Below are 24,370 nucleotides of genomic sequence, written 5' to 3'. Positions count from 1 at the left end.
CGGTCACTGTCTCCCCGGATGGTCGGCGCGGTGATCGGCCTGGTAGGCGGCGATCTCCTCCTCGGTCTCCTGCTTCAGCTCGACCAGGTGGTCGACCTCGACGAACTGGCCGGAGCGGCGCCTGAGTTCGGGCGGGCCGAAGAGGTAGACGACGTGGCGCAGCAGCACCGAGACCGCGGCGGCCGCCAGCAGGGTGAAGCAGAGCGGCAGCATCGACTTGATGATCCAGCGGTCGGAGAGGCCGGTCATCGCCGAGGAGATCTCGTTGGTCCGCCAGGAGCGCCGGGCGAAGTCGATGCCGAAGTCGAGCAGGATGTAGCAGTAGGTCAGGACGAACAGCAGGCAGCCGGCCAGCTCGATCCAGGCCCTGAGCCGCGGGCTCATCTTCTCGCGCACGATCTCGACCCGGACGTGGGCGTCCTTCAGGTAGGCGAAGCCGATGCACAGCAGGAACAGGGCGGCATGCAGGTGCCACTCCATCTCCTGCATCTTGGTCGAGCCGATCTCGCGGTGGAACCAGCTCTCGGTCAGCGCCGGGTTGGAGCCGACCCAGACGCGCCAGACGACGTCGGTCGCGATGACCAGGGCGAGCGGGATGAACAGCCAGGAGGCGAGCCGGCCGATCGCCGAGATGACGGCGCTCAGCCCGTCGCTGATCTTGAGCAGGGCATGCATGGCGGGTGTCTTCTTCCCCCGGGAAGGCGGCCGTCGGGCCGGGGCCGGCCCGGATGCGGGCCGGGCAAGGCAGGGGCGCCGCCGGTCCGGCCTTCGGCCGGGCGGCGGCGCCCCCAGTTCCGCTTCGGAGTCGCGTCCCTCGTCAGAGCCTCGTCCGGGCCCCGGCGATCACAGGTAGCCGAGGTCCTTCCAGATCTTGTAGTTGGCCCGGAAGGTCGAGAGCGATTCCCAGACCTTGGCGAAGGTCGGATTCTGGGCGACCAGCTCGGCGGCGACCTCGTCCCAGGCGGCGTGCAGCTTGTCGAGGATCTCCGGCGGCCAGCGGTGGACGATCACGCCCTTGGCCTGCAGCTCCTTCAACGCCGCGAACTGGATCGCCTCGCCCTCGGCCAGGCCGTAGGCGATGGCCGACTGGCAGACCGTCTCGAGCTGCGCCTTGTGGACGTCGGACAGGCGATCCCAGACGTCCTTGTTCATCATCAGCTCGAACAGCGTCGACTGCTGGTGCCAGCCCGGGAAGTAGTAGTGCTTGGCGACCTGGTAGAATCCGAGCTTCAGGTCGATCGCCGGCATCGAGAACTCGGTGGCGTCGATCGTGCCCAGCTCGAGCGCCGGGAAGATGTCGCCGCCGGCGAGCAGCTGGGTCGACACGCCCATCTTCTCCATGACCCGGGCGCCCAGGCCGAAGAAGCGCATCTTCAGGCCCTTGAGGTCGTCGACCGACTTGATCTCCTTGCGGAACCAGCCCGAGGCCTCGGGCGCGATGACGCCGCAGATCAGCGACTTGATGTTGTACTTGGCATAGATCTCGTCGAGCAGCTGCTGGCCGCCGCCGAAGTAGATCCAGGCGGTGTACTCGCCGGCGCTCGGGCCGAAGGGCACGGTCGCGAACAGCGCCAGGGCGACCTCCTTGCCGGTCCAGTAGCCCGGCGTCGACCAGGCCGATTCGATGGCGCCGGCCGAGACCGCGTCGAAGGCCTCCAGCGCCGGCACGATGGCGCCCGGCTCCTGGAAGTGGATCACGAAGTCGCCGCCCGAGATCGCCTTGATCCGGTCGGCGATGACCAGGCCGAGCGAGCCGAGCTGGGTCAGCGAGCTGGAGTAGGTCGACTGCATGTTCCACTCGACCTTCTGCGCCACGGCCGGCCGCGCGGCGCCGGCCAGGACCAGGCCGGCGACGGCGGCGGCCGTCAGCGCAAAGGTCGTCGTCCCACGGATGTTCATTTCTCGATGCCCTCCCGTTCTTGCTTTTCGGACCGGTCCCCGAGCGGGCCGGTCGCTTCTTTCCTGGCAGCGGTCTGGCTGCCGGACCACTTTGTGGGTGCGGCAAAATATCTCACCCCATGCGTTTGGCACAAGGCAAATCACCCCGAAACGCATCCCTCGGAGCGTCCCGGAGCGCGCTGTCGCGGCCTGCGATCGGGCGATTGCATCGCGCGGCGAGGGGCGCTATACAGCGCCCTCCCGCGGCTTCCGGCAGGAGGCTGCGGTCGCCAGCCGGGGAGTAGCTCAGCCTGGTAGAGCACCACGTTCGGGACGTGGGGGCCGGAGGTTCGAATCCTCTCTCCCCGACCATACCGGCGGAAGAGCAGGGACGCCCGTCGCGGATGCCGCGGCGGGCGTTTCGGCTTTCCGGGCTAGAGCATCAGCAGCAGGCGACGGGCGCGCGGGTTGCGCCGGGCCAGGCGCTGCAGCAGCAGCTGGCGGATCAGCAGGTCGGCAGGGGTCGCCTTGCGCGCTGTCCTGCGGCCCGCCCCGTTGGCCGGCCCGGCCGCGGGCAGTGCCGCCGGCGGCCGGTCGGCCTCGCCGCGCGCCATGGCCTGCAGGATGGCCGACGCGCCGCCGTCGTTGCTCTGCTCCATCGCCCGACCTCGCTGCGGCTGTCTCGCTACCGCTGAGACGGGCGGGGCGGGCCGGCTGTGACGGTGCCGGCGGCCTCCGCGGCGCGGCCAGGCCCGCGCGAGCGGCGCGGCTAGTCCTCGGGCTCGCCCGGGAACTGCGGGGCATCCGCCGGGATCGCGACGCCTGGCAGGCGGCTCCTGGTCCAGATGTGGATCGCGGCCGAGAGGTCGACCGGCCGGTCGAGCGAGCCGGCCTTGATCGTGATCGTCTCGGAGGCCGGCCCGGGCTCGTGCCAGAGTCGCGTGCCGCAGTCCGGGCAGAACAGGCAGCCGAGCGTCCGGCCGCTGTCGGTCGGCCGCGACCAGCGCTTCGGCTGCCCGCGGGTCAGGCGGAACGAGCGGCGCGGCACCTGGAAGGACAGGCCGAAGGCCGAGCCGGACTGCTTGCGGCATTCGGTGCAGTGGCAGGCGTAGAGCGCGATCGGCTCGTCGGCGCATTGGTAGCGGATGGCGCCGCACTGGCAGCCGCCGGTACGCACGGCGCGCGCCCTAGTAGAGCCGCTCGACGCAGAAATCGACGACGTCGAGCAGGGCCTGGCGCGCCGCGTTGTCGGGCAGGGCGGCCATGGCCTCGCAGGCGCGGTCGCCGTAGAGCCGGGCGCGGCGCTTCGATTCGGCGACCGCGCCGTGCCGCTCCATCAGCTGCAGGGCGTGCGGCAGGTCGTCCTCGCGCTGCTCGAGGTCCTCCAGGCAGCGCCGCCAGAAGGCCCGCTCGGTCTCGTCGCCGCGCTCGTAGGCGAGCACCACCGGCAGGGTGATCTTGCCCTCGCGGAAGTCGTCGCCGCGGCTCTTGCCCAGGCCGTCGTCGTCGCCGGTGTAGTCGAGGATGTCGTCGACCAGCTGGAAGGCGATGCCGAAGTTGAGGCCGTAGGCGTAGAGCGCCTCCTCGTCGACCTCCGGCCGCTCGGCGACGATCGCGCCGACCTGGCAGGCGGCGGCGAAGAGGGCGGCGGTCTTGGCCCGGATCACCTCCAGGTAGGCGGCCTCGTCGGTCGCCATGTCGTTGGCGGTCATCAGCTGGTGGACCTCGCCCTCGGCGATGATCGCCGAGGCGTCGGACAGCGCCTTCAGGACCTTCAGCGAGCCGTCGGCGACCATCAGCTGGAAGGCGCGGCTGAACAGGAAGTCGCCGACCAGCACGCTGGCCTTGTTGCCGAACACCGCGTTGGCGGTCTGCAGGCCGCGGCGCAGCTCGCTGGCGTCGACCACGTCGTCGTGCAGCAGGGTCGCGGTGTGGATGAACTCGACGCAGGCCGCCAGGGCCATCTGCCGCTCGCCCTCGGCGCCGCAGAGCCGCGCGCTGGCCAGGGTCAGCATCGGCCGCAGCCGCTTGCCGCCGGCGGCGATGATGTGGCCGGCGAGCTGCGGGATCAGCGCGACCGGCGACTGCATCTTGTCGATGATGATCTCGTTGACCCGCCGGAGGTCGCCCTCGACGAGGCGGGTCAGCGGCTCGAGGCCGCCGCCGCTCGGCGTCTGCTGTTGCTTCAGGTCGATCGCTACGGCCAAGATCGATTTCCGTGTCTGTCTGGACGCCGTGCAGCGTCCGGCCGGGCCCTGGGAGGTTCGCAGCGCAGCATAGGGGCCACTTCAAGGCGGTCAAGCGGAACCCGGTAGCACTGCAGGATGGTGAGACCCTCATGAAAGAAGTTTTGCGCACCACCGATCCCGTCAAGATCTCCTGGTTCAAGGCCCTGCTCAAGGACGCCGGAATCGAGGCCCTGGAGCTCGACCTGCACACCTCGGTGCTGGAGGGCTCGGCCTTCGCGATTCCGCGCCGGCTGGCGGTCGCCGATTCGGACTTCGAGCGGGCGCGGCGCGCTCTCGAATCGGCCGGCGAGGAGCTCAGCGGTGGCGGCGGATTCTTCGGCTGAGCCGGTGGCGGGGGCGACCGCCGAGAACGCGCCCGACGCCGCGCCCGACGCCTTCCTCGGCGGCCGCCTGACGCTGTTCCAGCCGGCGGCCGGCTACCGGGCGGCGATCGATTCCGTGCTGCTGGCCGCGGCGGTGCCGGCGGCGCCCGGCGAGCGGCTGCTCGAGCTCGGCCTGGGCAGCGGCGCCGCGGCGCTCTGCCTGCTCGCGCGGGTCCCGGGCTGCCGGGTCGTCGGGCTCGAGCTGCAGCCGCTCCTGGCCGCCCTGGCGCGGCGCAATGCCGCGACCAACGGCCTGGCCGGGCGGCTCGAGGTGGTCGAGGGCGACCTCCGCCGCCTGCCGGCCGCGCTCGGCCGCGGCTACGACCGGGTCTTCGCCAACCCGCCGTTCCACGAGGCCGCCAGCCCGGCGCCCGACGCCCAGCGCGCCGCCGCCCATCACCTGGCGGCCGGCAGCCTGGCCGACTGGGTCGGGGCGGCGCTGCGCTGCCTGAGGCCGCGCGGCACGCTCAGCCTGATCCTGCGCGCCGACCGCCTGCCCGAGGTGCTGGCGGCGCTGGCCGGGCGGGCCGGCGACCTGCGCCTGCTGCCGCTCTGGCCGAAGCCGCAACGCCCGGCGCGGCGCCTGCTGCTGCAGGCGCGCAAGGGCGCGCGCGCGCCGCTGACCCTGCTGCCCGGAATGCTTTTGCATGAGCCCGACGGGCGCTTTACCCTGGCCGCCGAGGCGGTGCTGCGCGACGCGGCCGCCCTTCCGCTGGCCGCCGAGGGGCCGGCGGACGCCTGATCCGCCCGGCCGGACCGCCTGGCGGATCGGGACCCGGCAACGTCAGATCCAGGGGAGCATGCTCGCCACCTTACGCCGCCACCCAGCGCTGCAGCGCCTGCTGCTGATCGGTCCCTCGGCCGCGGTCATCGGCTTCTTCATGGTCGTGCCGCTCGGCCTGATGGTCGCAGTCTCGCTGATGGGGCGGAACATCTACGGCGGCGTCCACTGGGGCGACTTCACGACCGAGGCCTACGTCAAGTTCCTGTTCGAGCGGAACCTCGACGACACGCTGGCCTTCAACCCGGTCTACCTGCAGATCTTCCTGCGCTCCTTCTGGCTGTCGTTGAGCACCACGGTGGTGGCGCTGCTGTTCGGCTTCCCGGTCGCGCTCTACATGACGCTGCAGCGCGAGCCCTACCGCACGGTGCTGATCTTCCTGGTCACCGTGCCGTTCTGGACCAACCTGCTGGTGCGCAACTACGCCTGGGTCCTGCTGCTGCGCGACACCGGCCTGATCAACGGCGCGCTGCTCGGACTCGGCGTCATCGACCATCCGCTGCCGCTGCTCTACACGCCCTTTGCCGTCGCGATCGGCCTCGCCTATTCCTTCATGCCCTTCATGGTGCTGCCGATCTACGCCAGCCTGGAGAAGATCGACTTCCGCCTGGTCGAGGCGGCCTACGACCTCTACGCCGGCCGCCTGACCATGCTGCGCCGGGTCGTGCTGCCGCTGGCCAGGCCCGGCATCGTCGCCGGCTCGACCCTGGTCTTCGTGCCCTGCCTCGGCGCCTACGTGACGCCGGCCCTGCTCGGCGGCAGCAAGACCATGATGATCGGCAACCTGGTCGCCGGCCGCTTCAGCGAGGCGCGCGACTGGCCCTTCGGCGCGGCGCTCGCCTTCTTCCTGCTGGCCATGGTGCTGCTCGCCATGCTGCTGCAGGCGCTGCGCAGCCGGCGCCAGGCGGAGGCCGGCTGATGGCCGAGGCCACGGCCGCCCGCGCCGCGCCCGCCCGCCGCCGGCGCAAGGGCTTCCAGACCCGGCGCTTCCCGGGTCTCGCGACCTTCTCCGCGATCTTCTTCGGCTACCTCTACCTGCCGATCGTCATCCTGGTCGCGCTGTCGTTCAACGCGAACCGCACGGCGACGATCTGGACCGGCTTCACCACCGGCTGGTACGGCCGGGCCCTGGCCAACGGCGACATGCTGCAGGCCGCCGGCAACTCGCTGACCATCGCCGTCTCGGCGATGGTGCTCTCGACCGTGCTGGCGACCCTGGGCGCGCTCGGCATGAGCCGGCGCCGCTTCCGCGGCCGCACCGGCGTCACCGCCCTCCTGTCGCTGCCGCTGATCGTGCCGGAGATCGTGACCGCGGTCGCGACCCTCCTGTTCTTCGTGGCGCTCGGCCTGCAGCTCGGCCTCGCCACCGTGATCCTGGCCCACACGGTCTTCTGCATCCCCTTCGCCTACCTGCCGATCCGCGCGCGGCTGGAGGACATGGACCCGGCGCTGCGCGAGGCCGCGGCCGACCTCTACGCCAACGAGTGGAAGAGCTTCCTGCGCGTGATCCTGCCGCTGCTGCTGCCGGGCATCCTGTCGGGGGCGATGCTGGCCTTCATCATCTCGCTCGACGACTTCGTCATCACCTTCTTCACGGCCGGCGCCGGCTCGACGACGCTGCCGGTCTACATCTTCAGCCTGATCCGCATGGGCGTGACGCCCGAGGTCAACGCGATCTCGGCGCTGATGCTGCTGATCTCGATCACCTTCGTCTCGCTGTCCTTCGTCCTGGCCAGCGGCAAGCACCGCATCTGAAGCGGGCAAGAAGCGGACAAAGACGGCCGCCAGGGCGTCGCCGGTTTGGGCATAGGGCGTCGCCGTGCTAAGGTCGCTGAATGATCGTTCAACCAAAGAAAACGGGAGGCATCACCATGAGATCGTTGCGCATCCTGACCGCCAGCGCCGGCGCGCTGGCCCTGGCGGCTGCCGCCTTCTCGCTGCCGTCGGCCGCCAGGGCCGAGGGCGAGCTGCATCTCTTCAACTGGTCGAACTACTTCCCGCCGAAGCTGATGGAGAAGTTCGAGAAGGAGACCGGCATCAAGGTCACGCTCGACACCTACGCCTCGGACGAGGACATGCTGGCCAAGATCCAGGCCGGCGGCGGCGGCTACGACATCGTCTTCCCCTCGGGCTCGACGGTGACGGTGCTGATCGACCAGGGCCTGGCCGAGAAGGTCGACGCCTACAAGATGCCGAACTTCAAGAACGTGCTGGCGCCCCACGACGCGCCGACCACCGATCCCAAGCGTGAGTACTCGATCCCCTACATGTGGGGCACGACGGGCGTCAGCTACGATTCGGCCAAGGTGCCGGGCGGCTCGCTGCCGGAGAGCTGGGAGTGGTACTTCAAGCCGTCCGAGGAGCTGACCAAGCTCGGCATCGCCTCGCTCAACGACATGCGCGACGTCTACTACGCCGCGGCCTACTACCTCGGCATCGACAAGTGCACCGAGGACCCGAAGCAGGCGCAGCAGATCCTCGACGTGCTGCTGGCCCAGAAGCCGCACCTCAAGCTCTACAGCTCCGAGGGCACGATCGACCGGATGATCGCCGGCGAGGTCGCGATCCACATGCAGTGGAACGGCGCCGCGCACCGGGTCAAGAAGGAGCGCCCGAGCGTCGTCTACGTCTATCCGAAGGAGGGCACGACCTTCTGGTCCGACAGCCTGATGGTGCCGGCCAACGCGCCCGACAAGGAGAACGCCAAGAAGTTCCTGAACTGGATGATGGATCCCGAGAACGCGGCCATCGCCAGCAACTACACGGGCTACATGAACGCCATCAAGGGCTCGGACAAGTACCTCGACGAGAGCCTCAAGGCCGACCCGGCGGTCAACATGCCGCCCGAGTACGCCGAGCGGCTGCGCGGCTACAAGGCCTGCTCCGAGAAGGCCGTCGAGCTGCGCGACCGCGTCTGGACGCGCCTCAAGGGCTGAGCCGGCCCGACGGCAGATGACAGGCGACGGGCGGACCGGGGCGTGGGGAGCGCTCCGGTCCGCTTCGCGCCGGGCCGGATGGCGGGACCACGCAACGGAACGGGGACGGAAGGCAGCATGGCAGTCAGCGCGGTCGAGGCGCAGGGCGTCACCAAGGTCTTCGGCAGCGGCGCCGGCGAGGTGCGCGCGCTCGACGAGGTCGACGTCGCGATCCGCCAGAACGAGTTCTTCACCCTGCTCGGGCCTTCGGGCTGCGGCAAGACCACCCTGCTGCGCCTGATCGCCGGCTTCGAGCAGCCGACCAGCGGCGAGATCCTGCTCGAGGGCCAGCCGATCGCCGGCACGCCGCCCTTCCGCCGGCCGGTCAACACGGTGTTCCAGAGCTACGCCCTGTTCCCGCACATGAGCGTCGCCCAGAACGTCGGCTTCGGCATGGAGATGCTGGGCAAGGACCGCAGGACCATCGCCGAGACGGTCGAGCGCACCCTGGACCTCGTCAAGCTGGGCGGCCTCGCCGGTCGCAAGCCGGCGCAGCTCTCCGGCGGCCAGCAGCAGCGCGTCGCCCTGGCCCGCGCGCTGGCCAACCGGCCCAAGGTGCTGCTGCTCGACGAGCCGCTGTCGGCGCTCGACCTCAAGCTCAGGAAGGAGATGCAGATCGAGCTCAAGCGCCTGCAGGGCGAGACCGGCATCACCTTCGTGTTCGTGACCCACGACCAGGAGGAGGCGCTGACCATGTCGGACCGCATCGCCGTGATGTCGGCCGGCCGGATCCTGCAGGTCGGCAGCCCGACCGAGATCTACGAGAAGCCGACCCGGCGCTTCGTCGCCGACTTCATCGGCGAGACCAACTTCCTCGCGGCCGAGGTCGTCGCCGGAGAGGCCGGCAGCCTGCGCGTGCGCCTGCCCGGCGGCCGCGAGCTGTCGGTGCTCGACGCCTTCGAGCACAAGCCCGGCCAGACCGTCACCCTGGCGGTCCGGCCGGAGCGGGCCGAGCTGGCCGAGGGCGGCGCCGAGGCGCAGCTGGCCGGCCGGGTCGAGAACCTCGTCTACTTCGGCACCGACACGACCTACCACGTCGGCCTGGAGGCCGGCGGCGGCTTCGTCGTGCGCCTGCAGAACCGCGAGGGCGCGCGGCGTCGCCACGAGGTCGGCGCGAGCGTCGGCATCCGGCTGCCGGCCGAGGCCGTCCAGGTGCTGCGCGATTGACCGCCGGCCGCGACCTGCCTACATCGCCGCTTCGCCGCCGCCGCCCGGGGAGCCTGCCATGACCGACGCCGCCGCCAAGACACCCGCCGCCAGCCCGTCGGCCGCGAGCCCGCCCGACAGCCTCAAGGTCGCGCTCTGGGCGACCAACATTGCGCAGCCGCTGAACGGCCTCGACGGCTGGGCGGCCCTGGTCGACCGCCGCATGGCCGAGGCCAGGGCCCAGGGCGCCGAGCTGCTGGTCATGCCGGAGTACTGCTCGGAGCAGTGGCTGTCCTTCGCGCCCGCCGAGCTGAAGCTGACCGACGAGATCGCCTGGATGGCGGCGCAGTCGGAGGCCGCCCTGGCGGCGATCCGCGACCTGCCGGCCAAGCACGACATGGCGCTGCTCGCCGGCACCCTGCCGGTGCCCTTCGACCCGCAGGACGACAGCGTCCCGCCCTTCCTCAACCGCGCCCACCTGCTGCTGCCGGACGGGCGCATCGTGCGCCAGGACAAGCTCTGCCTGACGCCGGGCGAGAGGGACCCGGCCGGCTGGAACCTCTCGACCGGCGACGCGGTGAAGATCGTCGAGTGGAAGGGCGTGCGCCTGGCGACGCTGATCTGCCTCGACGTCGAGATGCCGGCGCTGTCCAGCCTGCTGGCGCCGCTCGACCTCGACCTCCTGCTGGTGCCCTCGATGACCAGCAAGCTCTCGGGCTACTCGCGCGTCTTCGGCTGCGCCAAGGCGCGGGCCGTCGAGCTGCAGTGCGCCGTCGCCACGGTCGGCGTGATCGGCTCGGCGGCGACCGGCAAGCCGCGCGAGGGCAACGTCTCGGGCGCCAGCCTCTTCGTGCCCTGCGAGGAGCCGCTCGGCCACACCGGCAAGGTCGCCGAGGTGCCGCCCGCGGGCAGCGCCGAGGACGCCGGGCCGCTGCTGGTCGCCGAGGTGCCGCTCGCGACGATCCGCGAGCTCAAGCAGGGCAAGGCCGAGGTCTGGCCCGGCGCCTGGCGCGCCGATCACGTCAAGGCGGTGAAGGAGGACTAGGGGAGTGCTGACGGTCTACAGCGACGATCATCGCCTGCAGGACGGCAAGGCCGAGCTGGAGGGGGGCAAGCTGGTGCCCTGCTATGAGATGCCCCGGCGCGCCGACCTGGTGCTGGCGCGGGTCCGCGAGGTCGGGCTCGGCGAGGTGGTCGAGCCCGAGCGCTTCGGCGTCGAGCCGATCCTGCGGGTCCACGAGGCCGGCTTCGTCGCGTTCCTGCAGAGCGCCTGGGACCGCTGGACCGCGACGAAGCGGACCTTCGACGCGCTGCCCTTCACCTGGGCAGTGCGCGGCATGCGCACCGACCGCGTGCCGGAATCGATCGACGGCCAGCTCGCCTACTATTCCTTCGACGCCGGCACGCCGATCACCGCCGGGACCTGGCGGGCCGCCTCCAGCGCCGTCGACGTCGCGCTGACCGGCCAGCGAAGGGTCGCCGCCGGCGCGCGCGCCGTCTTCTCGCTGTGCCGGCCGCCGGGCCACCACGCCGCTGCCGGCTACTACGGCGGCTACTGCTTCCTCAACAACGCGGCGATCGCGGCCCAGGCCTTCCGCGACGGTGGCGCGGCGAAGGTCGCGATCCTCGACGTCGACTACCACCACGGCAACGGCAGCCAGTCGATCTTCTACCGCCGCGGCGACGTCTTCTTCGCCTCGCTGCACGGCCATCCGCTCGACGAGTATCCCTTCTTCCTGGGCTACGAGGACGAGACCGGCGAGGGCCCGGGCGAGGGCGCGAACGCGAACTTCCCGCTGCGCTGGGGCACCGGCTTCGACCTCTGGGGCCAGGCGCTCGATGAGGCCTGCAGGCGCATCGAGCGCTGGGGCGCCGACGCCCTGGTCGTCTCGCTCGGCGTCGACACCTACAAGGACGACCCGATCAGCCGCTTCCGGCTGGAGCAGGGCGACTACCCGGCGATCGGCCGGCGCATCGCCGCGCTCGGCCTGCCGACCCACTTCGTCATGGAGGGCGGCTACGCGGTCGAGGAGATCGGCATCAACGCGGTCGGCGTGCTGACCGGCTTCGAGGAGGCGGCGTGAGCTTGTCCGCCCGGTCCCCCCGGCCCATCTGATCCGCCATGGATCGCTACAAGCTTCTGTCCTGGCTGCCGCTCAAGCGCTTCCGCGAGCCGCCGCCGGTCGTCTCGGTGCTGCGCCTCGACGGCGGCATCGGCCCCGGCGGCACGCTGCGCCGCGGCCTCAACCTCAAGTCCCTGGCCGGGCCGATCGAGCGCGCCTTCCAGCCCAAGCGCCTCGCCGCGGTCGCTCTGGTGATCAACTCGCCGGGCGGCTCGGCCGCGCAGTCGGCCCTGATCGCCAAGCGGATCCGCCAGTGGGCCGACGAGAAGCAGGTCCCGGTGATCGCCTTCGTCGAGGACGCCGCGGCCTCGGGCGGCTACTGGCTGGCCTGCGCCGCCGACGAGATCTACGCCGACGAGGCCTCGATCGTCGGCTCGATCGGCGTGATCTTCGCCGGCTTCGGCTTCGTCGGCCTGATCGACAAGCTCGGCGTCGAGCGGCGCGTCCACACCGCCGGCACGCGCAAGGCGATCCTCGACCCCTTCCGGCCGGAGAACCCGGCGGACGTCGAGACCCTGAAGACCCTGCAGGCCGAGATCCACGAGGGCTTCAAGGCCTACGTGCGCGAGCGCCGCGGCCCCCGGCTGAAGGGCGGCGACGAGCTCTTCACCGGCGAGTTCTGGACCGGCAGGCGGGCCTTCGAGCTGGGCCTGGTCGACGGCCTCGGCGACATCCGCTCGCAGCTGCGCGCGCGCTTCGGCGAGAAGGTCCAGCTGCGCGCCGCGATCCGTGAGCGCCGCGGCCTCTCCCGCCTGCTGCGCCCCGGCCTCGACACCTCGGAGCTGGCCTCAGACCTGCTCGCCGTCGGCGAGGAGCGCCTGCTCTGGAGCCGCTTCGGGCTGTAGCGGACCGGCCGCCGGCCTCAGTCCTCGACCCAGAGCCGCAGCAGGTTGCCCTGGACCTTGGCCAGGCGGTCGAGGCCCGCGCCCTCCGGGCGCTCGCGGCGCAGCTCGGCGAGCGCCGTCTCCAGGTCGAACAGCAGCTCGCGGCGCAGCGGATCGCGGATCCGGCTGCGGATCCAGCCGACCGCGGCCAGGCGCTCGCCGCGGGTCACCGGCTCGACCCGGTGCAGCTCGGTGGTCGGGTAGAGCACCAGGCGGCCGGGCTCCAGCTTGAAGGCGCGCTCGCCGTCGTTGCCCTCGATGACCAGCTCGCCGCCGTCGTAGCTTTCCGGCTCGCTGAGGAAGAGGGTGACGGAGAGATCGACGCGCTGGCCGTCGATCACCGCGTCGTCCAGGTGCGTGCCGTAGGCCATGCCCTCGCGATAGCGGCTGAGCAGCAGGCGGATCACCGCCTTCGGCTGGGCGGCGGCGCGGAAGACCGCGTTGCCGGCCAGCGCCTGCTCGATCTTGCGGACGATGCCGCGGCTGGTGACGTCGTCGGCCGCCTGCTCGTTGCGCTTGGCCGCCCTGGCGCGCCAGCCGGCCGTGCGCCGGCCGTCCTCGAAGCGGGCCGACTCGCCAAGCGCCTCGACGAGGATCTTGCAGTCGGCTGGGGGCAGGAGCTCGAGGACGAGATACATTGAGATTGATTATCATTAGCGGGTAAGCTAGGGAAGTGATCCCGGCCCGACCCGGCCGATCCGCCTTTCCCGAGCGGTACGGCATCGATGAATAGCGGAGGAACCCGATGAACGACAGGCCCAAACTCTGGACCGCGCTGGGCGTCGCGCTGCTCGCCGGCACGGCGCTGAGCCAGCCGGGCCACGCCTTCGGCAAGGCGGCCGGGCCGGGGGCGCTGCAGCTCGCCGACTCGAGCGAGGGCGGCGAGGGGGGCGAAGGGGCGCCGGCGCCCGCCGTCCAGGGTGGTGAGGGCGGCGAAGGCGCTGCCGAGCCCGCCGACCTGGCCAGGGACGACGTCGCCTACCTGCTGCGGCTGGAGCGGCTGCGCGGGCACCTGATGGCGGGCATGGCGCTCTATCGCAAGGGCGAGCCCAGGGCCGCCGAGGTCCACCTGGAGCACCACGCCGCGGCGCTGCACGAGGATCTCGAGGAGGCCTTCGAGGCGCGCGGCGTGGCGGCGTTCGAGGACCGCATCGAGGTGCTGGCGAAGGCGGTCGAGGACGGCGCGCCGGCCGACCGGGTCGCGGCCGACGAGGCGGCGCTGCAGCAGGCGCTCGCCGCCGCCGAGGCGGCCGTCGCCGGCCTGCCGCTCGGCGAGCGCATGGAGGTGGTCGAGGAACTGGTGCGCAGCGCCGGCCGCGACTACGGCTCCGCGGTCAAGGACGGCCGCATCGTCGACGTCACGGAATACCAGGACGCCTACGGCTTCCTGCAGTCGGCGCAGCGCCTGGTCGAGGCCGCCCGCCCGGCCGCCAGCGGCAAGGCCGCGACGGCGCTGCAGCAGATCCAGCAGCAGCTCGACCTGGCGCGGCCGGCCCTGGCGGAAGTGCTGCCGCCGGAGCGCACCGAGACCGACGCTTCGGTGCTCTGGGGTGCCGCGGCGCGCATCGAGATCGCCCGGCTCGGGCTGAAGTAGCCTCGGAAAGGGCCCGTCCGGCAGCCCCGGGCGGGCCCTTTCTCCGGCCGTCCGTTGAGAATGAGAATCGTTCGCAATTAGAGGAGAAGCGGAATGTCGGTGATCGAGCCGATCGGGCAACAGGCCGACGATGGCCTGCCGATCCTGGAAGCCTCGGAGCGCCTGCTGCTGTCGCTGCTGCGCCGCTGGCTGGAGGGGGCCACGCGCGGCGACTACGCGGAATGGCAGGCGGCCTGGAACGAGGCGGCGGCGGTGCTCGGCCCCGAGCCGGCGCGCGCCGTGCTGGCGGCCATGGAGCGGACGATCCGGCGGGTCGCGCTGCATGCCGACGGCCGGGTCACCTACCACAAGCCCTGCTGCCGCTGCGTCGGCGCCGACGAGATGACCCTGCTGCAGCTGGTCGCCCGCGGCCAGCGCCGGATCGGGCCGCGGCCGGAGCTGCTGGCCGCGCTGCTGGTCGCCCCGGCCGGCGTCGCGCCGGTCGCCGAGGCGGCGATGCGGCTCGGCGAGGCGCTGCTCGCCTGCGGCCAGGCCCTGCCGCTGCGCGAGCTCGAGCGACTGCAGGCCGCGCGGCCGGAGGCGCCGGCGTCGGTCTCCGTCCTGCACTGAGGCTGTCCGGCTCCCTCTCCGCTCCTCGGGGGCGGAGAGGGCGGGGGAGAGGTGGGGCCGTCCGTCAGCACGGGACCTTCGGCTACTGGGGGTGTCCGGAGGATCCGGTTCGTGAAGGCGGCGAACCCCCCACCTCTCCCTGACCCTCTCCGCCCCGACGGGGCGGAGAGGGGACTGGGCCGGCACGGCCGGCCGCCTACCCTCGAGTGAAGGAATCGAAGGCGCGCAGCGCCTCGCCGCCGTAGACCATGGAGGGGCCGCCGCCCATCTGGACGGCGACCGCGATGGCCTCGCCGACCTGCTCGCGCGTCGCCTTGAGCTGGGCCAGGGTGCGGGCGTGATAGGCGACGCAGCCGTCGCAGTGCGCCGCGATGCCGAGCGCCAGCGCGATCAGCTCCTTGGTCTGGCGGCTCAGCGCGCCGTCCTTGTAGGCACCCTTGCCGAGGGCGGCGAAGCCGGCCATGGCGTCGGGCACCAGCTCGGTCAGGGCCTTGGCGCCGTCGCTGACGGCCTGGGCGGTCTCGCGGTAGGTCGTGGTCATGGTGCTTCCTTGCGGTGCGGAGGGGCGCCGGCGGGCCGGCTGACATCGGTCGGAGCGGAGGCTAGGCGGGTCCGCGCGGCCGTCCCTTGAGCAGGATCAAACCGCGGCGCTTTCGGTCGCGCGGGCCGGCGCGACGATCCGGACCGGCGGGCCTCGCTTGACGCTGCGGCGGAGGGGGTCCTACAACGCCGGGATGTTCGGCCTGCCCTCGATCCAGAAGCTCATCGTGCTCGCCGCGATCGTCGCGGCGGTCTGGTACGGCTTCAAGTTCATCGGCCGGATCGCCGAGCAGCGCGAGGCCGAGCGCAAGCTGCGCGAGCGGCAGCGCGGCGACGGCGGCCGAGGTCCCGGCGGCGGCCGGCCGCAGGGCGCCGAGCGGGCCGCCGAGATCAAGGCCGAGGAGATGGTTCCCTGCCCGGCCTGCGGCGCCTACGTCGCCAGCCGTCGGGCGCGCAACTGCGGGCGCGCCGACTGCCCCTACTGACCCCGCTTCCGGGCGGCCGCGGCCGCCCGATACCGCGCCTTGATTTGGCCGGGGGGCGCCGATAGGGTGCGGCTCCCTTTCCGCAGCGCAGCAGAGCGCGTTGCCCAGCCGCCGTCATGCCCAAACGCCACGCCGACAAGAGCACCTGCTTCCAGCGCCTCGTCCTGACGCTCCAGACCTACTGGGCGGAGCAGGGCTGCGTGATCCTGCAGCCCTACGACATGGAGGTCGGCGCCGGGACCTTCCACCCGGCGACGACGCTGCGCGCGCTCGGTCCCGACCGGGTCTGGAACTGCGCCTACGTGCAGCCCTCGCGGCGGCCGACCGACGGCCGCTACGGCGAGAATCCGAACCGGCTGCAGCACTACTACCAGTACCAGGTGCTGATGAAGCCCTCGCCGGCCGACATCCAGGAGCGCTACCTGGGCTCGCTGCGCGCCATCGGCATCGATCCCCTGGCCCACGACATCCGCTTCGTCGAGGACGACTGGGAGAGCCCGACCCTGGGCGCCTGGGGCCTCGGCTGGGAGGTCTGGTGCGACGGCATGGAGGTGACGCAGTTCACCTATTTCCAGCAGGTCGGCGGCATCGACTGCGCCCCCGTGCCGGTCGAGCTGACCTATGGCCTGGAGCGGCTGATCATGTACGTCCAGGGCGTCGACAACGTCTACGACCTGGACTGGGACGGCATCCCGGCCGAGCAGGGCGGCAAGTCCTACGGCGACGTCTTCCTGCAGGCCGAGCGGGAGTTCAGCGCCTACAACTTCGAGGTCGCCGACACGGCACGGCTGTTCCGCCACTTCGAGGACGCCGAGGCCGAGTGCCAGCTGATCCTGGCCGGCGGCCGCGCCCTGCCGGCCTACGACCAGTGCATGAAGGCCAGCCACGTCTTCAACCTGCTCGACGCCCGCGGCGTCATCTCGGTGACCGAGCGCCAGGCCTACATCGGCCGGGTGCGGGCGCTCGCCAAGGGCTGCTGCGAGGCCTGGGTCGCCAGCTTCCCGGAGAGCAAGGGGGAGCAGGCATGAGAGGCATGGCCGATGGGTCCGTGCTGGCACGGACTCTGCCCTCCAACCTGCCGCTGACGTCCCCCGTTCGCTTCATCCTGAGCCTGTCGAAGGGTGAAGCGAAGCCGGCACGGGCGGCGCCGAATGGCTTCACCCTTCGACAGGCTCAGGATGAAGCCATCTTGCGATGGGGCTGGGCATCACGAGGGGAGCGGGTCCATGGCTGAGCTCCTGCTCGAGCTGCTGAGCGAGGAGATCCCGGCGCGCATGCAGGCGCGTGCCGCGGAGGAGCTCAAGAAGCTGGTCACCGGCAAGCTGTCGGCCGCCGGCCTCGCCGTCGAGAGCGCGCGGGCTTTCGTCACGCCGCGCCGCCTGGCCCTGGTCGTCGAGGGCCTCCCCGAGCGGCAGCCCGACGTCACCGAGGAGAAGAAGGGCCCGAAGGTCGGCGCGCCCGAGCAGGCCCTGGCCGGCTTCATGAAGGCCAACGGTCTCGCCGACATCGCCGAGGCGGAGGTCCGCGAGACCGACAAGGGCAGCTTCTACTTCGTCGTGCGCCGGATCGAGGGACGCGACACGGCGCTCGTGCTGCCCGAGATCCTGGCGGCGGCGATCGGCGAGCTCGGCTGGCCGAAGTCGATGCGCTGGGCCGAGAACGCCTTCCGCTGGGTCCGGCCGCTGCAGGGTGTTGTCGCGCTCTTCGACGGCGAGGCCCTGGCCGGCGCGGTCGAGCTGGGCCGCGACCGCGTCGCCTTCGGCGCCACGACCGTCGGCCACCGCTTCCTGGCGCCCGCGCCCTTCGCGGTATCGGGCTTCGCCGACTACCAGGCGAAGCTGGCCCGAGCTTTCGTGCTGCTCGCCCCCGCCGAGCGGCGCGCCGCGATCCTGGAGCAGGCCCGCGCCCTGGCGGAGGCCGAGGGCCTGACGCTCAAGGAGGATCCCGGCCTGCTCGACGAGGTCGCCGGGCTGGTCGAGTGGCCGGTCGCGCTGGTCGGCCGGATCCCCCAGCGCTTCATGGCGATCCCGCCGGAGGTGCTGACCACCTCGATGAAGGCGCATCAGCGCTACCTCTCGCTGGAGACGCCGGACGGCGCGCTCGCCGACCGCTTCGTCGTGGTCGCCAACATCAGCGCCGACGCGGGCTCCGAGCGCCGCCGCAACATCGTCGGCGGCAACGAGCGGGTGCTTTCGGCGCGCCTCTCGGACGCCGCCTTCTTCTGGGACCAGGACCGCAGGCGCAGCCTGCAGAGCCGGGTCGGCGCGCTGGCCGACATCGTGTTCCATGCCAAGCTCGGCACGCTGCAGGCCAAGGTCGAGCGGATCGTCGAGCTGGCCGTGGCGCTGTCTGGCGACATTCCCGGCGCCGGGGCCGATGCGGTGCGCTCGGCGGCCGAGCTCTGCAAGGCCGACCTCACCACCGGCATGGTCGGCGAGTTCCCGGAGCTGCAGGGCGTCATGGGCCGCTACTACGCGCGCCACGACGGCGAGACGCCGGAGGTCGCCGAGGCGATCGCCGAGCACTACGCGCCGCTCGGCCCCGGCGACCGCTGCCCGACCGCGCCGACCTCGGTCGCCGTGGCGCTCGCCGACAAGATCGACACGCTGGTCGGCTTCTGGGCGATCGACGAGAAGCCGACCGGCAGCAAGGACCCCTACGCCCTGCGCCGCGCCGCCCTCGGCGTCATCCGCCTGATCGTCGAGAACGGCCTGCGGCTTTCGCTAACCAGGGCTTTCGAAACGGCGCAGCAGGGCTACCGACACCTGGAGGCGGCGCCGGTCGCGGCCTCGCTGCTCGACTTCCTCGCCGACCGCCTGAAGGTCGCCCTGCGCGAGCAGGGCGTGCGCCACGACCTGATCTCGGCGGTCTTCGCGACCGGACGCACCGGAGGCGGCCGGGAGGACGACCTGGTGCGGCTGCTCGCCGAGGTCGAGGCGCTCGGCGGCTTCCTGGCCGGCGAGGACGGCGCCAACCTGCTGGTCGCCTATCGCCGCGCCGCGAACATCGTGCGCATCGAGGAGAAGAAGGACAAGGCGCGCTACGAGGGCGCGGTCGCCGCCCCCTTGCTGCAGGCCCCCGAGGAGCAGGCCCTGGCCATGGCGCTGGAGGAGGCCGAGGAGCAGGCCGCAGCGGCGCTGGCGCGCGAGGATTTCGTCGGCGCGATGCGGGCTCTGGCACTTCTTCGCCGCCCGCTCGACGCATTCTTCGACAAGGTTACGGTCAATGCCGAGGAACCGGCCCTGAGGGAGAACCGCCTGCGCCTGCTGGCGCGCATCGGTGGAACCCTCGGCACGGTCGCCGATTTCTCGCTGATCGAAGGGTAACTGAGGGCTGATCCTATGAGCGCGGTGATCTCGGAGAGACAGGCGATGGCGAAGTGGGTCTACAGCTTCGGCGGCGGGACGAGCGACGGAGGCGCGGAGATGCGCAACCTGCTCGGCGGCAAGGGCGCGAACCTGGCCGAGATGGCCTCGATCGGCCTGCCGGTCCCGCCGGGCTTCACGATCACCACCGAGGTCTGCACCGAGGTCACCCAGAAGGGCGGCCATCCCGGCGACCTGGCCGGGCAGGTCAAGGCGGCGCTGGCCCAGGTCGAGCAGGCGCTCGGCATGTCCTTCGGCGACACGGCCAACCCGCTGCTGGTCTCGGTCCGTTCCGGCGCCCGCGTGTCGATGCCGGGCATGATGGACACGGTGCTCAACCTCGGCCTCAACGACGAGACCGTCGAGGGCCTCGCCCGGCGCTCCGGCGATCCGCGCTTCGCCTACGATTCCTACCGCCGCTTCATCCAGATGTTCGGCGACGTCGTGCTCGGCGTCGAGCACCACCACTTCGAGGAGATCCTGGAGCTCGCCAAGGAGGACCTCGACAAGAGCCTCGACACCGAGCTGACCGCCGAGGAGTGGCGCCAGGTCATCGGGCAGTACAAGGCCAAGGTCGAGGAAGAGACCGGCGCGCCCTTCCCGCAGGACCCCGAGGCCCAGCTCTGGGCGGCGATCGACGCGGTCTTCAAGTCCTGGACCAACCAGCGCGCGGTCAGCTATCGGCGGCTCTACAACATTCCCGAGGAGTGGGGCACGGCGGTCAACGTCCAGGCCATGGTCTTTGGCAACATGGGCGACGACTGCGCGACCGGCGTCGCCTTCACCCGCGATCCCTCGACCGGCGAGAACCAGTTCTACGGCGAGTACCTGGTCAACGCCCAGGGCGAGGACGTGGTCGCCGGCATCCGCACGCCGCAGAACATCACCATCGCCGGCAAGCAGAAGAACCAGTCCGACCTGCCGGCCATGGAGGAGACCATGCCGGAGATCTTCCGGCAGCTGGTCGAGGTCCGGGAGACGCTCGAGCAGCACTACCGGGACATGCAGGACATCGAGTTCACCGTGCAGTCCGGCACGCTCTACATGCTGCAGACCCGCAACGGCAAGCGCACTGCCAAGGCGGCGCTGAAGATCGCCTGCGACATGGTCGAGGAGGGCCTGATCGACGAGGCCGAGGCGGTCTCGCGGGTCGAGCCCGGCTCGCTCGACCAGCTGCTGCACCCGACCCTCGACCCCAAGGCCCAGCGCAAGGTCATCGCCCGCGGCCTGCCGGCCTCGCCGGGCGCCGCCTCGGGCATGGTGGTGTTCGACGCCGACGAGGCCGAGCGCCAGCGCGACGCCGGCAACAAGGTGCTGCTCTGCCGGGTCGAGACCAGCCCCGAGGACATCCACGGCATGCACGCCGCCCAGGGCATCCTGACGACGCGCGGCGGCATGACCAGCCACGCGGCGGTGGTCGCCCGCGGCATGGGCCGGCCCTGCGTGTCCGGCGCCGGCGAGCTCAGGATCGACTACAAGAGCGGCGTGATGCGGGTGCGCGACGTCGAAGTCAGGGCCGGCGACCTGCTGACCATCGACGGCGGCACCGGCGAGATCATGCTCGGCGAGGTCCCGACCATCCAGCCCGAGCTGTCCGGCGACTTCGCCAAGCTGATGGGCTGGGCCGACAAGCACCGCCGGCTCAAGGTGCGCACCAATGCCGAGACGCCGGCCGACTGCCGCACCGCCGTCAAGTTCGGCTGCGAGGGCATCGGTCTCTGCCGCACCGAGCACATGTTCTTCGACGCCGGCCGCATCGTCGCGGTGCGCGAGATGATCCTGGCCGAGGACGAGGCCGGGCGGCGCAAGGCGCTCGACAAGATCCTGCCGATGCAGCGCGACGACTTCGTCGAGATCTTCCAGATCATGCGCGGCCTGCCGGTGACGATCCGCCTGCTCGACCCGCCGCTGCACGAGTTCCTGCCGCACGGCGAGGAGGAGATGGCCGAGGTCGCCGAGGCCGCCGGCGCCAGCGTCGACAAGCTGCGCGCGCGGCTGCTGCGCCTGTCCGAGACCAACCCGATGCTCGGCCACCGCGGCTGCCGCCTCGGCATCACCTATCCCGAGATCTACGAGATGCAGGCCCGGGCGATCTTCGAGGCCGCCTGCAAGGTCCAGAAGGAGACCGGCGAGACGGTCGAGCCCGAGGTCATGATCCCGCTGGTCGCCATGCCGCGCGAGCTGGAGATCCTCAAGGAGCTGGTCGACAGGACCGCGAAGGAGGCGATGGCCGCCGCCGGCGTCGAGGTCGCGTACCTGGTCGGCACGATGATCGAGCTGCCGCGCGCCGCGCTGCTCGCCGGCAAGATCGCCGAGGCCGCCGAGTTCTTCTCCTTCGGCACCAACGACCTGACCCAGACGACCTACGGCCTGTCGCGCGACGACGCCGGCAACTTCCTGCCGGCCTACGAGGCGCGCGGCATCGTCAAGCAGGACCCCTTCATCAGCCTCGACCAGGAAGGCGTCGGCGAGCTGGTCGGCATCGCCGCCGAGCGCGGCCGCAAGACCCGCCCCGGCCTCAAGCTCGGCATCTGCGGCGAGCACGGCGGCGACCCGGCCTCGATCCGCTTCTGCGAGTCGGTCGGCCTCGACTACGTCAGCTGCTCGCCGTTCCGCGTGCCGATCGCCCGCCTCGCCGCCGCCCAGGCCGCGCTGGCCGAGAGGCTGCGGGACGTCTGATCGGAGCGAAGCGGCGAACGGGCCTGGCCCTTCGGCAGGCTCGGGGTGAAGCGAAACGGGGGCCCGCTCCGGCCCTCTCGTCGCTTCATGGCGAGCTTGTCGCACCATGGAGCGGCGGCGCTCGGCGCGCGACGCAGCTGTCCGACAGCCAGAGCGCCAGCTGGTCCTCGGTGAGGTCGCCGGCTGCGAGGTCGCGGATGGCGACGACTAGGTGGGCGTCGCTGGCAGTCAGCTCCTGCCCGTGCAGCTCGAGGAACAGTTCCATCGCGACCGCGGCGCTGCGCTTGTTGCCGTCGACGAAAGGATGGTTCCTGGCCAGGCCGAAGGCGTAAGCCGCGGCTAGCTCGAAGACTCCGGGCGTACCATAGGCGGCCTTGTTACGAGGACGCGCGAGGGCCGCTTCCAGGGCGTCGGCATCGCGCAGCCCCTGCGCGCCAACGTGCTCGTCGATCTGCTCGCTGTGGATCGTCTCGACCAGTGCCCGCGACAGCCACCGCCAAGTCACTTGGCGAGCTCGCGCAGTGCCTTGCGGCGCTTTCTCATGATCGCCCGCGCCTTGTCGAGCGCGTCTGCAAACTCCGGATCGTAGGGGCGGACCTCGAAGCCCCGCTCGGTCGGCACGAGCTGCAGCTGGTCGCCGATCTGGACGCCGAGCGCGTCGAGCACCTCGCCGGTCAGCACGACGCCGGCAGAGTTGCCGATCTTGCGGATCTTGAGGGTGTGCATGGCGGCGGCTCCGATCCCGTTGTCACGAGGGTTATAACGCTCGTTCCAACATAGGTCGTCGCCGGCCTCGGCGCCAGCGCCGGCGCTCAGGCCGGGGGCCCGCCCGGCTCCGGCGCCAGCGGCAGCGTCACGACGAATTCGCCCTGCGCGCCGGGCACGGCCCGGACGCTGCCCCCGTGGGCCTCGACGACGCTGCGCACCATGAACAGGCCGAGGCCGATGCCGCCGGCCTTCGGCGCCTTGGCCGCCCGCTGGTACTTCTCGAAGATCTTCTCGGCCTCCTCGGCGGCGATGCCGGGACCGTCGTCGAGGACCGTGACGCGCACGCTGCCCTCGGCCTTCGCGAGGCGCACCCGGATCGCGCCGCGCGGCACGGAGTACTTGATGGCGTTGTCGAGCAGGTTGGCGAAGACCGCCGAGATCAGCACCTCGTCGGCCGAGATCACGACGTCGGGCTCGGCGCTCTCCTCGACCTCGAGCTGGAAGCTGCGCTCCGGCACCAGGGCGCGCCGCTCCTTCAGCAGGCCGGCCAGCATCGGCCTGAGCGCTATCGGGCCGATCGCCGAGGGCTTGTCGCGGTGCTCGCGGTTCTGGCCCAGGCAGGCGGCGATCTGCTCGGTCAGCATGGCCGTCGCCGCCTGGATGCGGTCGACCTCGCGCCGCGCCTTCTCGCCGTCGCCGCTCGACAGGAAGCGCTCGAGCAGCTGGGCGGCGACCGAGATGACGTTGAGCGGGGTCGCGAAGTCGTGGGCCAGGATCGACAGCAGGTTGCGCTCGCGCGCCAGCACGGCCTCGGTCTGCCACTGCGCCGCCTCGCGCTCGCCGATCTCGCGGCGCAGGCGGCGCGACAGTGCCCAGAACCAGGTGCCCAGGGCGCCGGCCAGGACCAGCGCCGCGGCCAGGGCCGCGACCGTGCGGTAGAGCCCGCGGTGGTCGACGCGCGCGTCGGGCTGGTAGAGGAAGCCGGCGAGCTCGAAGTCGGGAGGCATCATGCCCAGGCTGGCGTAAGTGTCGGCGATGTGGCGCCAGCGGCCTTCGTGCATGTAGCCGATCTCGACGACGTCGGCGGCCATCAGGCGCCGCGTCTGGGCGGCCTCGAACAGCAGGTGCCGCAGGCTGTGGCGGGTGCTGTAGCGCGCGCGGATCAGGCGGGCGATCTCCTGGGGATGGTCGAGCGCGTAGTGCCAGCCCTTGATCGTCGCCTTCAGGAAGGCCGAGACGCGCTCGGGATGCCGGGCCAGCTCGTCCTCGGTCGTGAACAGCACGTCGCCGTAGAAGTCGATGCCGGCCGAGCGGGCGGTGAAGACCTGGTAGTCGAGCCCGGCCTCCTCGAGCGCGAAGACCTCGTCGGTGACGTAGGCGGTGGTCGCGTCGACCTCGCCGCGCGCCAGCGACTCGATGTCGAAGGAGTGGGGGACCTGCTCGATGCGCTCGATGTCGATGCCCTCGTAGCGCAGGTAGGCCAGCAGCTCGGCCGCCTGCGGCTCGATCATCATGCGCTTGCCGACCAGGTCGTGGACGCTGTCGATGCCCCGGCCGCTCAGCGTCACGATGGCGTAGGGGGAATGCTGATAGATCGCCGCCAGGGCGACGACCGGCAGGCCCTTGGCGCGCGCCAGCACCAGGTCCGAGCCGCCGACGCCGTAGGTCGCCATGCCCGAGGCGACGACCGGGGCCGGGTCCTCGCCCTGCTTCGCCTCGACCAGCTCGACCTCGAGGCCGGCGTCGCGGTAGAAGCCCTCGGCGACCGCGGCATAGTAGCCGGCGAACTGGAACTGGTGCCGCCACTTCAGCTGCAGGACGATGTGCTCCAGCGGCTTGCTGCCACCGTCCTGGGCGGCCCAGGCCGGGCAGGCGACGAGCGCCAGCAGGATCGCGCAAAGAAATCGCAAGATCAGGTCCGTCTGGTCCGGTCGCCGTGCCCGGCACCACTTTGACGCCGGGTGATTACGGGACGGTTAAGTCGCTGCGGCC

Annotated in this window: 25 protein-coding genes and 1 tRNA gene; 16 read left to right on the top strand and 10 right to left on the bottom strand. The window is 71.5% G+C overall.

The window, feature by feature from the left end; genetic code table 11:
* Positions 1-3: 3 nt before the first annotated feature.
* Together B9O00_RS01155 and B9O00_RS01150 are read right to left on the bottom strand one after the other, a co-directional pair.
* A complete protein-coding gene (locus tag B9O00_RS01155) occupies positions 4-675 on the bottom strand; it encodes a TRAP transporter small permease subunit (RefSeq protein WP_085120588.1) in 672 nt (223 codons plus the stop codon).
* A 168-nt stretch (positions 676-843) separates the two neighbouring features.
* Complete coding sequence (locus B9O00_RS01150) at positions 844-1,899, bottom strand: TRAP transporter substrate-binding protein (protein ID WP_085120587.1); 1,056 nt, start codon at positions 1,897-1,899, stop codon at positions 844-846.
* 274 nt (positions 1,900-2,173) lie between these two features.
* Here B9O00_RS01150 and B9O00_RS01145 point away from each other — a divergent pair.
* A tRNA-Pro gene (locus B9O00_RS01145) sits at positions 2,174-2,250 on the top strand.
* Between the two features lie 62 nt (positions 2,251-2,312).
* On the opposite strand, the gene B9O00_RS01140 is transcribed toward B9O00_RS01145, so the two are convergent.
* The 3 genes from B9O00_RS01140 to B9O00_RS01130 all read right to left on the bottom strand — a co-directional run bounded on the left by B9O00_RS01140 (position 2,313) and on the right by B9O00_RS01130 (position 4,085).
* Complete coding sequence (locus B9O00_RS01140; protein ID WP_085120586.1) at positions 2,313-2,537, bottom strand: hypothetical protein; 225 nt, start codon at positions 2,535-2,537, stop codon at positions 2,313-2,315.
* Positions 2,538-2,647: 110 nt separating this feature from the next.
* Positions 2,648-3,055 carry a GFA family protein gene (locus B9O00_RS01135; protein ID WP_085120585.1) on the bottom strand — a complete coding sequence of 136 codons (408 nt, stop codon included), beginning with the start codon at positions 3,053-3,055 and terminating at the stop codon, positions 2,648-2,650.
* Positions 3,056-3,065: 10 nt separating this feature from the next.
* A complete protein-coding gene (locus B9O00_RS01130) occupies positions 3,066-4,085 on the bottom strand; it encodes a polyprenyl synthetase family protein (protein ID WP_085120584.1) in 1,020 nt (339 codons plus the stop codon).
* A 131-nt stretch (positions 4,086-4,216) separates the two neighbouring features.
* Between B9O00_RS01130 and B9O00_RS01125 the strand changes: the two genes are divergently transcribed.
* The 9 genes from B9O00_RS01125 to B9O00_RS01085 all read left to right on the top strand — a co-directional run bounded on the left by B9O00_RS01125 (position 4,217) and on the right by B9O00_RS01085 (position 12,359).
* A complete protein-coding gene (locus B9O00_RS01125; protein ID WP_085120583.1) occupies positions 4,217-4,450 on the top strand; it encodes a putative signal transducing protein in 234 nt (77 codons plus the stop codon).
* Positions 4,428-5,231, top strand: coding sequence for a tRNA1(Val) (adenine(37)-N6)-methyltransferase (locus tag B9O00_RS01120; RefSeq protein WP_235017008.1), 804 nt, complete (start codon positions 4,428-4,430; stop codon positions 5,229-5,231). The genes B9O00_RS01125 and B9O00_RS01120 overlap by 23 nt, the downstream gene beginning before the upstream one ends.
* A 58-nt stretch (positions 5,232-5,289) precedes the next feature.
* Positions 5,290-6,189, top strand: a complete 900-nt coding sequence (locus B9O00_RS01115) for an ABC transporter permease (protein ID WP_085120581.1) — start codon at positions 5,290-5,292, stop codon at positions 6,187-6,189.
* Positions 6,189-7,025 carry an ABC transporter permease gene (locus tag B9O00_RS01110; protein ID WP_085120580.1) on the top strand — a complete coding sequence of 279 codons (837 nt, stop codon included), beginning with the start codon at positions 6,189-6,191 and terminating at the stop codon, positions 7,023-7,025. Before B9O00_RS01115 ends, B9O00_RS01110 begins: the two co-directional genes overlap by 1 nt.
* Before the next feature lie 116 nt (positions 7,026-7,141).
* A complete protein-coding gene (locus B9O00_RS01105) occupies positions 7,142-8,206 on the top strand; it encodes an extracellular solute-binding protein (protein ID WP_085120579.1) in 1,065 nt (354 codons plus the stop codon).
* A 117-nt stretch (positions 8,207-8,323) separates the two neighbouring features.
* On the top strand, positions 8,324-9,412 hold the full coding sequence (locus tag B9O00_RS01100; RefSeq protein WP_085120578.1) for an ABC transporter ATP-binding protein: 1,089 nt from the start codon (positions 8,324-8,326) through the stop codon (positions 9,410-9,412).
* 58 nt (positions 9,413-9,470) lie between these two features.
* Positions 9,471-10,436 (top strand): nitrilase-related carbon-nitrogen hydrolase, encoded by a 966-nt coding sequence (locus tag B9O00_RS01095; protein ID WP_085120577.1) that lies wholly within the window; start codon positions 9,471-9,473, stop codon positions 10,434-10,436.
* Between the two features lie 4 nt (positions 10,437-10,440).
* The gene (locus B9O00_RS01090) at positions 10,441-11,475 is read left to right on the top strand and encodes a histone deacetylase family protein (protein ID WP_085120576.1); all 1,035 of its coding nucleotides are present in this window, start codon (positions 10,441-10,443) and stop codon (positions 11,473-11,475) included.
* Positions 11,476-11,513: 38 nt separating this feature from the next.
* The gene (locus tag B9O00_RS01085) at positions 11,514-12,359 is read left to right on the top strand and encodes a S49 family peptidase (protein WP_085120575.1); all 846 of its coding nucleotides are present in this window, start codon (positions 11,514-11,516) and stop codon (positions 12,357-12,359) included.
* A 17-nt stretch (positions 12,360-12,376) separates the two neighbouring features.
* On the opposite strand, the gene B9O00_RS01080 is transcribed toward B9O00_RS01085, so the two are convergent.
* Positions 12,377-13,036 (bottom strand): Fe2+-dependent dioxygenase, encoded by a 660-nt coding sequence (locus B9O00_RS01080; RefSeq protein ID WP_085120574.1) that lies wholly within the window; start codon positions 13,034-13,036, stop codon positions 12,377-12,379.
* Between the two features lie 107 nt (positions 13,037-13,143).
* Between B9O00_RS01080 and B9O00_RS01075 the strand changes: the two genes are divergently transcribed.
* Together B9O00_RS01075 and B9O00_RS01070 are read left to right on the top strand one after the other, a co-directional pair.
* Positions 13,144-13,992, top strand: coding sequence for a 4-helix bundle domain-containing protein (locus tag B9O00_RS01075; protein ID WP_085120573.1), 849 nt, complete (start codon positions 13,144-13,146; stop codon positions 13,990-13,992).
* A 93-nt stretch (positions 13,993-14,085) separates the two neighbouring features.
* Positions 14,086-14,601, top strand: coding sequence for a hypothetical protein (locus B9O00_RS01070; RefSeq protein WP_085120572.1), 516 nt, complete (start codon positions 14,086-14,088; stop codon positions 14,599-14,601).
* A gap of 196 nt (positions 14,602-14,797) precedes the next feature.
* Here B9O00_RS01070 and B9O00_RS01065 read toward each other — a convergent pair whose 3' ends face one another.
* Positions 14,798-15,142 (bottom strand): carboxymuconolactone decarboxylase family protein, encoded by a 345-nt coding sequence (locus tag B9O00_RS01065; RefSeq protein ID WP_085120571.1) that lies wholly within the window; start codon positions 15,140-15,142, stop codon positions 14,798-14,800.
* A 157-nt stretch (positions 15,143-15,299) separates the two neighbouring features.
* Here B9O00_RS01065 and B9O00_RS01060 point away from each other — a divergent pair, with 157 nt between their 5' ends.
* The 4 genes from B9O00_RS01060 (at position 15,300) to ppdK (ending at position 21,670) form a co-directional block, all read left to right on the top strand.
* Positions 15,300-15,626 carry a hypothetical protein gene (locus B9O00_RS01060; RefSeq protein ID WP_143596116.1) on the top strand — a complete coding sequence of 109 codons (327 nt, stop codon included), beginning with the start codon at positions 15,300-15,302 and terminating at the stop codon, positions 15,624-15,626.
* Between the two features lie 116 nt (positions 15,627-15,742).
* Positions 15,743-16,654, top strand: a complete 912-nt coding sequence (locus B9O00_RS01055) for a glycine--tRNA ligase subunit alpha (protein ID WP_085120569.1) — start codon at positions 15,743-15,745, stop codon at positions 16,652-16,654.
* 198 nt (positions 16,655-16,852) lie between these two features.
* Positions 16,853-18,952: a glycine--tRNA ligase subunit beta gene (gene glyS / locus B9O00_RS01050; protein WP_085120568.1), complete on the top strand. Its 2,100-nt coding sequence runs from the start codon at positions 16,853-16,855 to the stop codon at positions 18,950-18,952.
* Between the two features lie 45 nt (positions 18,953-18,997).
* A complete protein-coding gene (gene ppdK / locus B9O00_RS01045) occupies positions 18,998-21,670 on the top strand; it encodes a pyruvate, phosphate dikinase (protein ID WP_085121055.1) in 2,673 nt (890 codons plus the stop codon).
* A gap of 85 nt (positions 21,671-21,755) precedes the next feature.
* Here ppdK and B9O00_RS01040 read toward each other — a convergent pair whose 3' ends face one another.
* The 3 genes from B9O00_RS01040 to B9O00_RS01030 form a co-directional block, all read right to left on the bottom strand.
* The gene (locus B9O00_RS01040; RefSeq protein WP_085120567.1) at positions 21,756-22,175 is read right to left on the bottom strand and encodes a type II toxin-antitoxin system death-on-curing family toxin; all 420 of its coding nucleotides are present in this window, start codon (positions 22,173-22,175) and stop codon (positions 21,756-21,758) included.
* Complete coding sequence (locus tag B9O00_RS01035) at positions 22,172-22,396, bottom strand: AbrB/MazE/SpoVT family DNA-binding domain-containing protein (protein ID WP_085120566.1); 225 nt, start codon at positions 22,394-22,396, stop codon at positions 22,172-22,174. The genes B9O00_RS01040 and B9O00_RS01035 overlap by 4 nt, the downstream gene beginning before the upstream one ends.
* A gap of 86 nt (positions 22,397-22,482) precedes the next feature.
* The gene (locus B9O00_RS01030) at positions 22,483-24,288 is read right to left on the bottom strand and encodes an ABC transporter substrate-binding protein (RefSeq protein WP_085120565.1); all 1,806 of its coding nucleotides are present in this window, start codon (positions 24,286-24,288) and stop codon (positions 22,483-22,485) included.
* Positions 24,289-24,370: the final 82 nt, after the last annotated feature.

Source organism: Tistlia consotensis USBA 355, from assembly GCF_900177295.1.
Classification (GTDB): Bacteria; Pseudomonadota; Alphaproteobacteria; order Kiloniellales; family DSM-21159; genus Tistlia; species Tistlia consotensis.
Note: the sequence above shows the minus strand (reverse complement) of the source record. Positions and strands in the feature narration are given on the sequence as shown.

Excerpts from the sequence above, each read along its gene's own strand:
- B9O00_RS01155 (WP_085120588.1), bottom strand. The coding sequence starts at position 675 with ATGCATGCCCTGCTCAAGATCAGCGACGGGCTGAGCGCCGTCATCTCG.
- B9O00_RS01150 (WP_085120587.1), bottom strand. The coding sequence starts at position 1,899 with ATGAACATCCGTGGGACGACGACCTTTGCGCTGACGGCCGCCGCCGTC.
- B9O00_RS01140 (WP_085120586.1), bottom strand. The coding sequence starts at position 2,537 with ATGGAGCAGAGCAACGACGGCGGCGCGTCGGCCATCCTGCAGGCCATG.
- B9O00_RS01125 (WP_085120583.1), top strand. The coding sequence starts at position 4,217 with ATGAAAGAAGTTTTGCGCACCACCGATCCCGTCAAGATCTCCTGGTTC.
- B9O00_RS01115 (WP_085120581.1), top strand. The coding sequence starts at position 5,290 with ATGCTCGCCACCTTACGCCGCCACCCAGCGCTGCAGCGCCTGCTGCTG.
- B9O00_RS01110 (WP_085120580.1), top strand. The coding sequence starts at position 6,189 with ATGGCCGAGGCCACGGCCGCCCGCGCCGCGCCCGCCCGCCGCCGGCGC.
- B9O00_RS01105 (WP_085120579.1), top strand. The coding sequence starts at position 7,142 with ATGAGATCGTTGCGCATCCTGACCGCCAGCGCCGGCGCGCTGGCCCTG.
- B9O00_RS01100 (WP_085120578.1), top strand. The coding sequence starts at position 8,324 with ATGGCAGTCAGCGCGGTCGAGGCGCAGGGCGTCACCAAGGTCTTCGGC.
- B9O00_RS01095 (WP_085120577.1), top strand. The coding sequence starts at position 9,471 with ATGACCGACGCCGCCGCCAAGACACCCGCCGCCAGCCCGTCGGCCGCG.
- B9O00_RS01085 (WP_085120575.1), top strand. The coding sequence starts at position 11,514 with ATGGATCGCTACAAGCTTCTGTCCTGGCTGCCGCTCAAGCGCTTCCGC.
- B9O00_RS01080 (WP_085120574.1), bottom strand. The coding sequence starts at position 13,036 with ATGTATCTCGTCCTCGAGCTCCTGCCCCCAGCCGACTGCAAGATCCTC.
- B9O00_RS01075 (WP_085120573.1), top strand. The coding sequence starts at position 13,144 with ATGAACGACAGGCCCAAACTCTGGACCGCGCTGGGCGTCGCGCTGCTC.
- B9O00_RS01070 (WP_085120572.1), top strand. The coding sequence starts at position 14,086 with ATGTCGGTGATCGAGCCGATCGGGCAACAGGCCGACGATGGCCTGCCG.
- B9O00_RS01065 (WP_085120571.1), bottom strand. The coding sequence starts at position 15,142 with ATGACCACGACCTACCGCGAGACCGCCCAGGCCGTCAGCGACGGCGCC.
- B9O00_RS01055 (WP_085120569.1), top strand. The coding sequence starts at position 15,743 with ATGCCCAAACGCCACGCCGACAAGAGCACCTGCTTCCAGCGCCTCGTC.
- glyS (WP_085120568.1), top strand. The coding sequence starts at position 16,853 with ATGGCTGAGCTCCTGCTCGAGCTGCTGAGCGAGGAGATCCCGGCGCGC.
- ppdK (WP_085121055.1), top strand. The coding sequence starts at position 18,998 with ATGGCGAAGTGGGTCTACAGCTTCGGCGGCGGGACGAGCGACGGAGGC.
- B9O00_RS01035 (WP_085120566.1), bottom strand. The coding sequence starts at position 22,396 with ATGCACACCCTCAAGATCCGCAAGATCGGCAACTCTGCCGGCGTCGTG.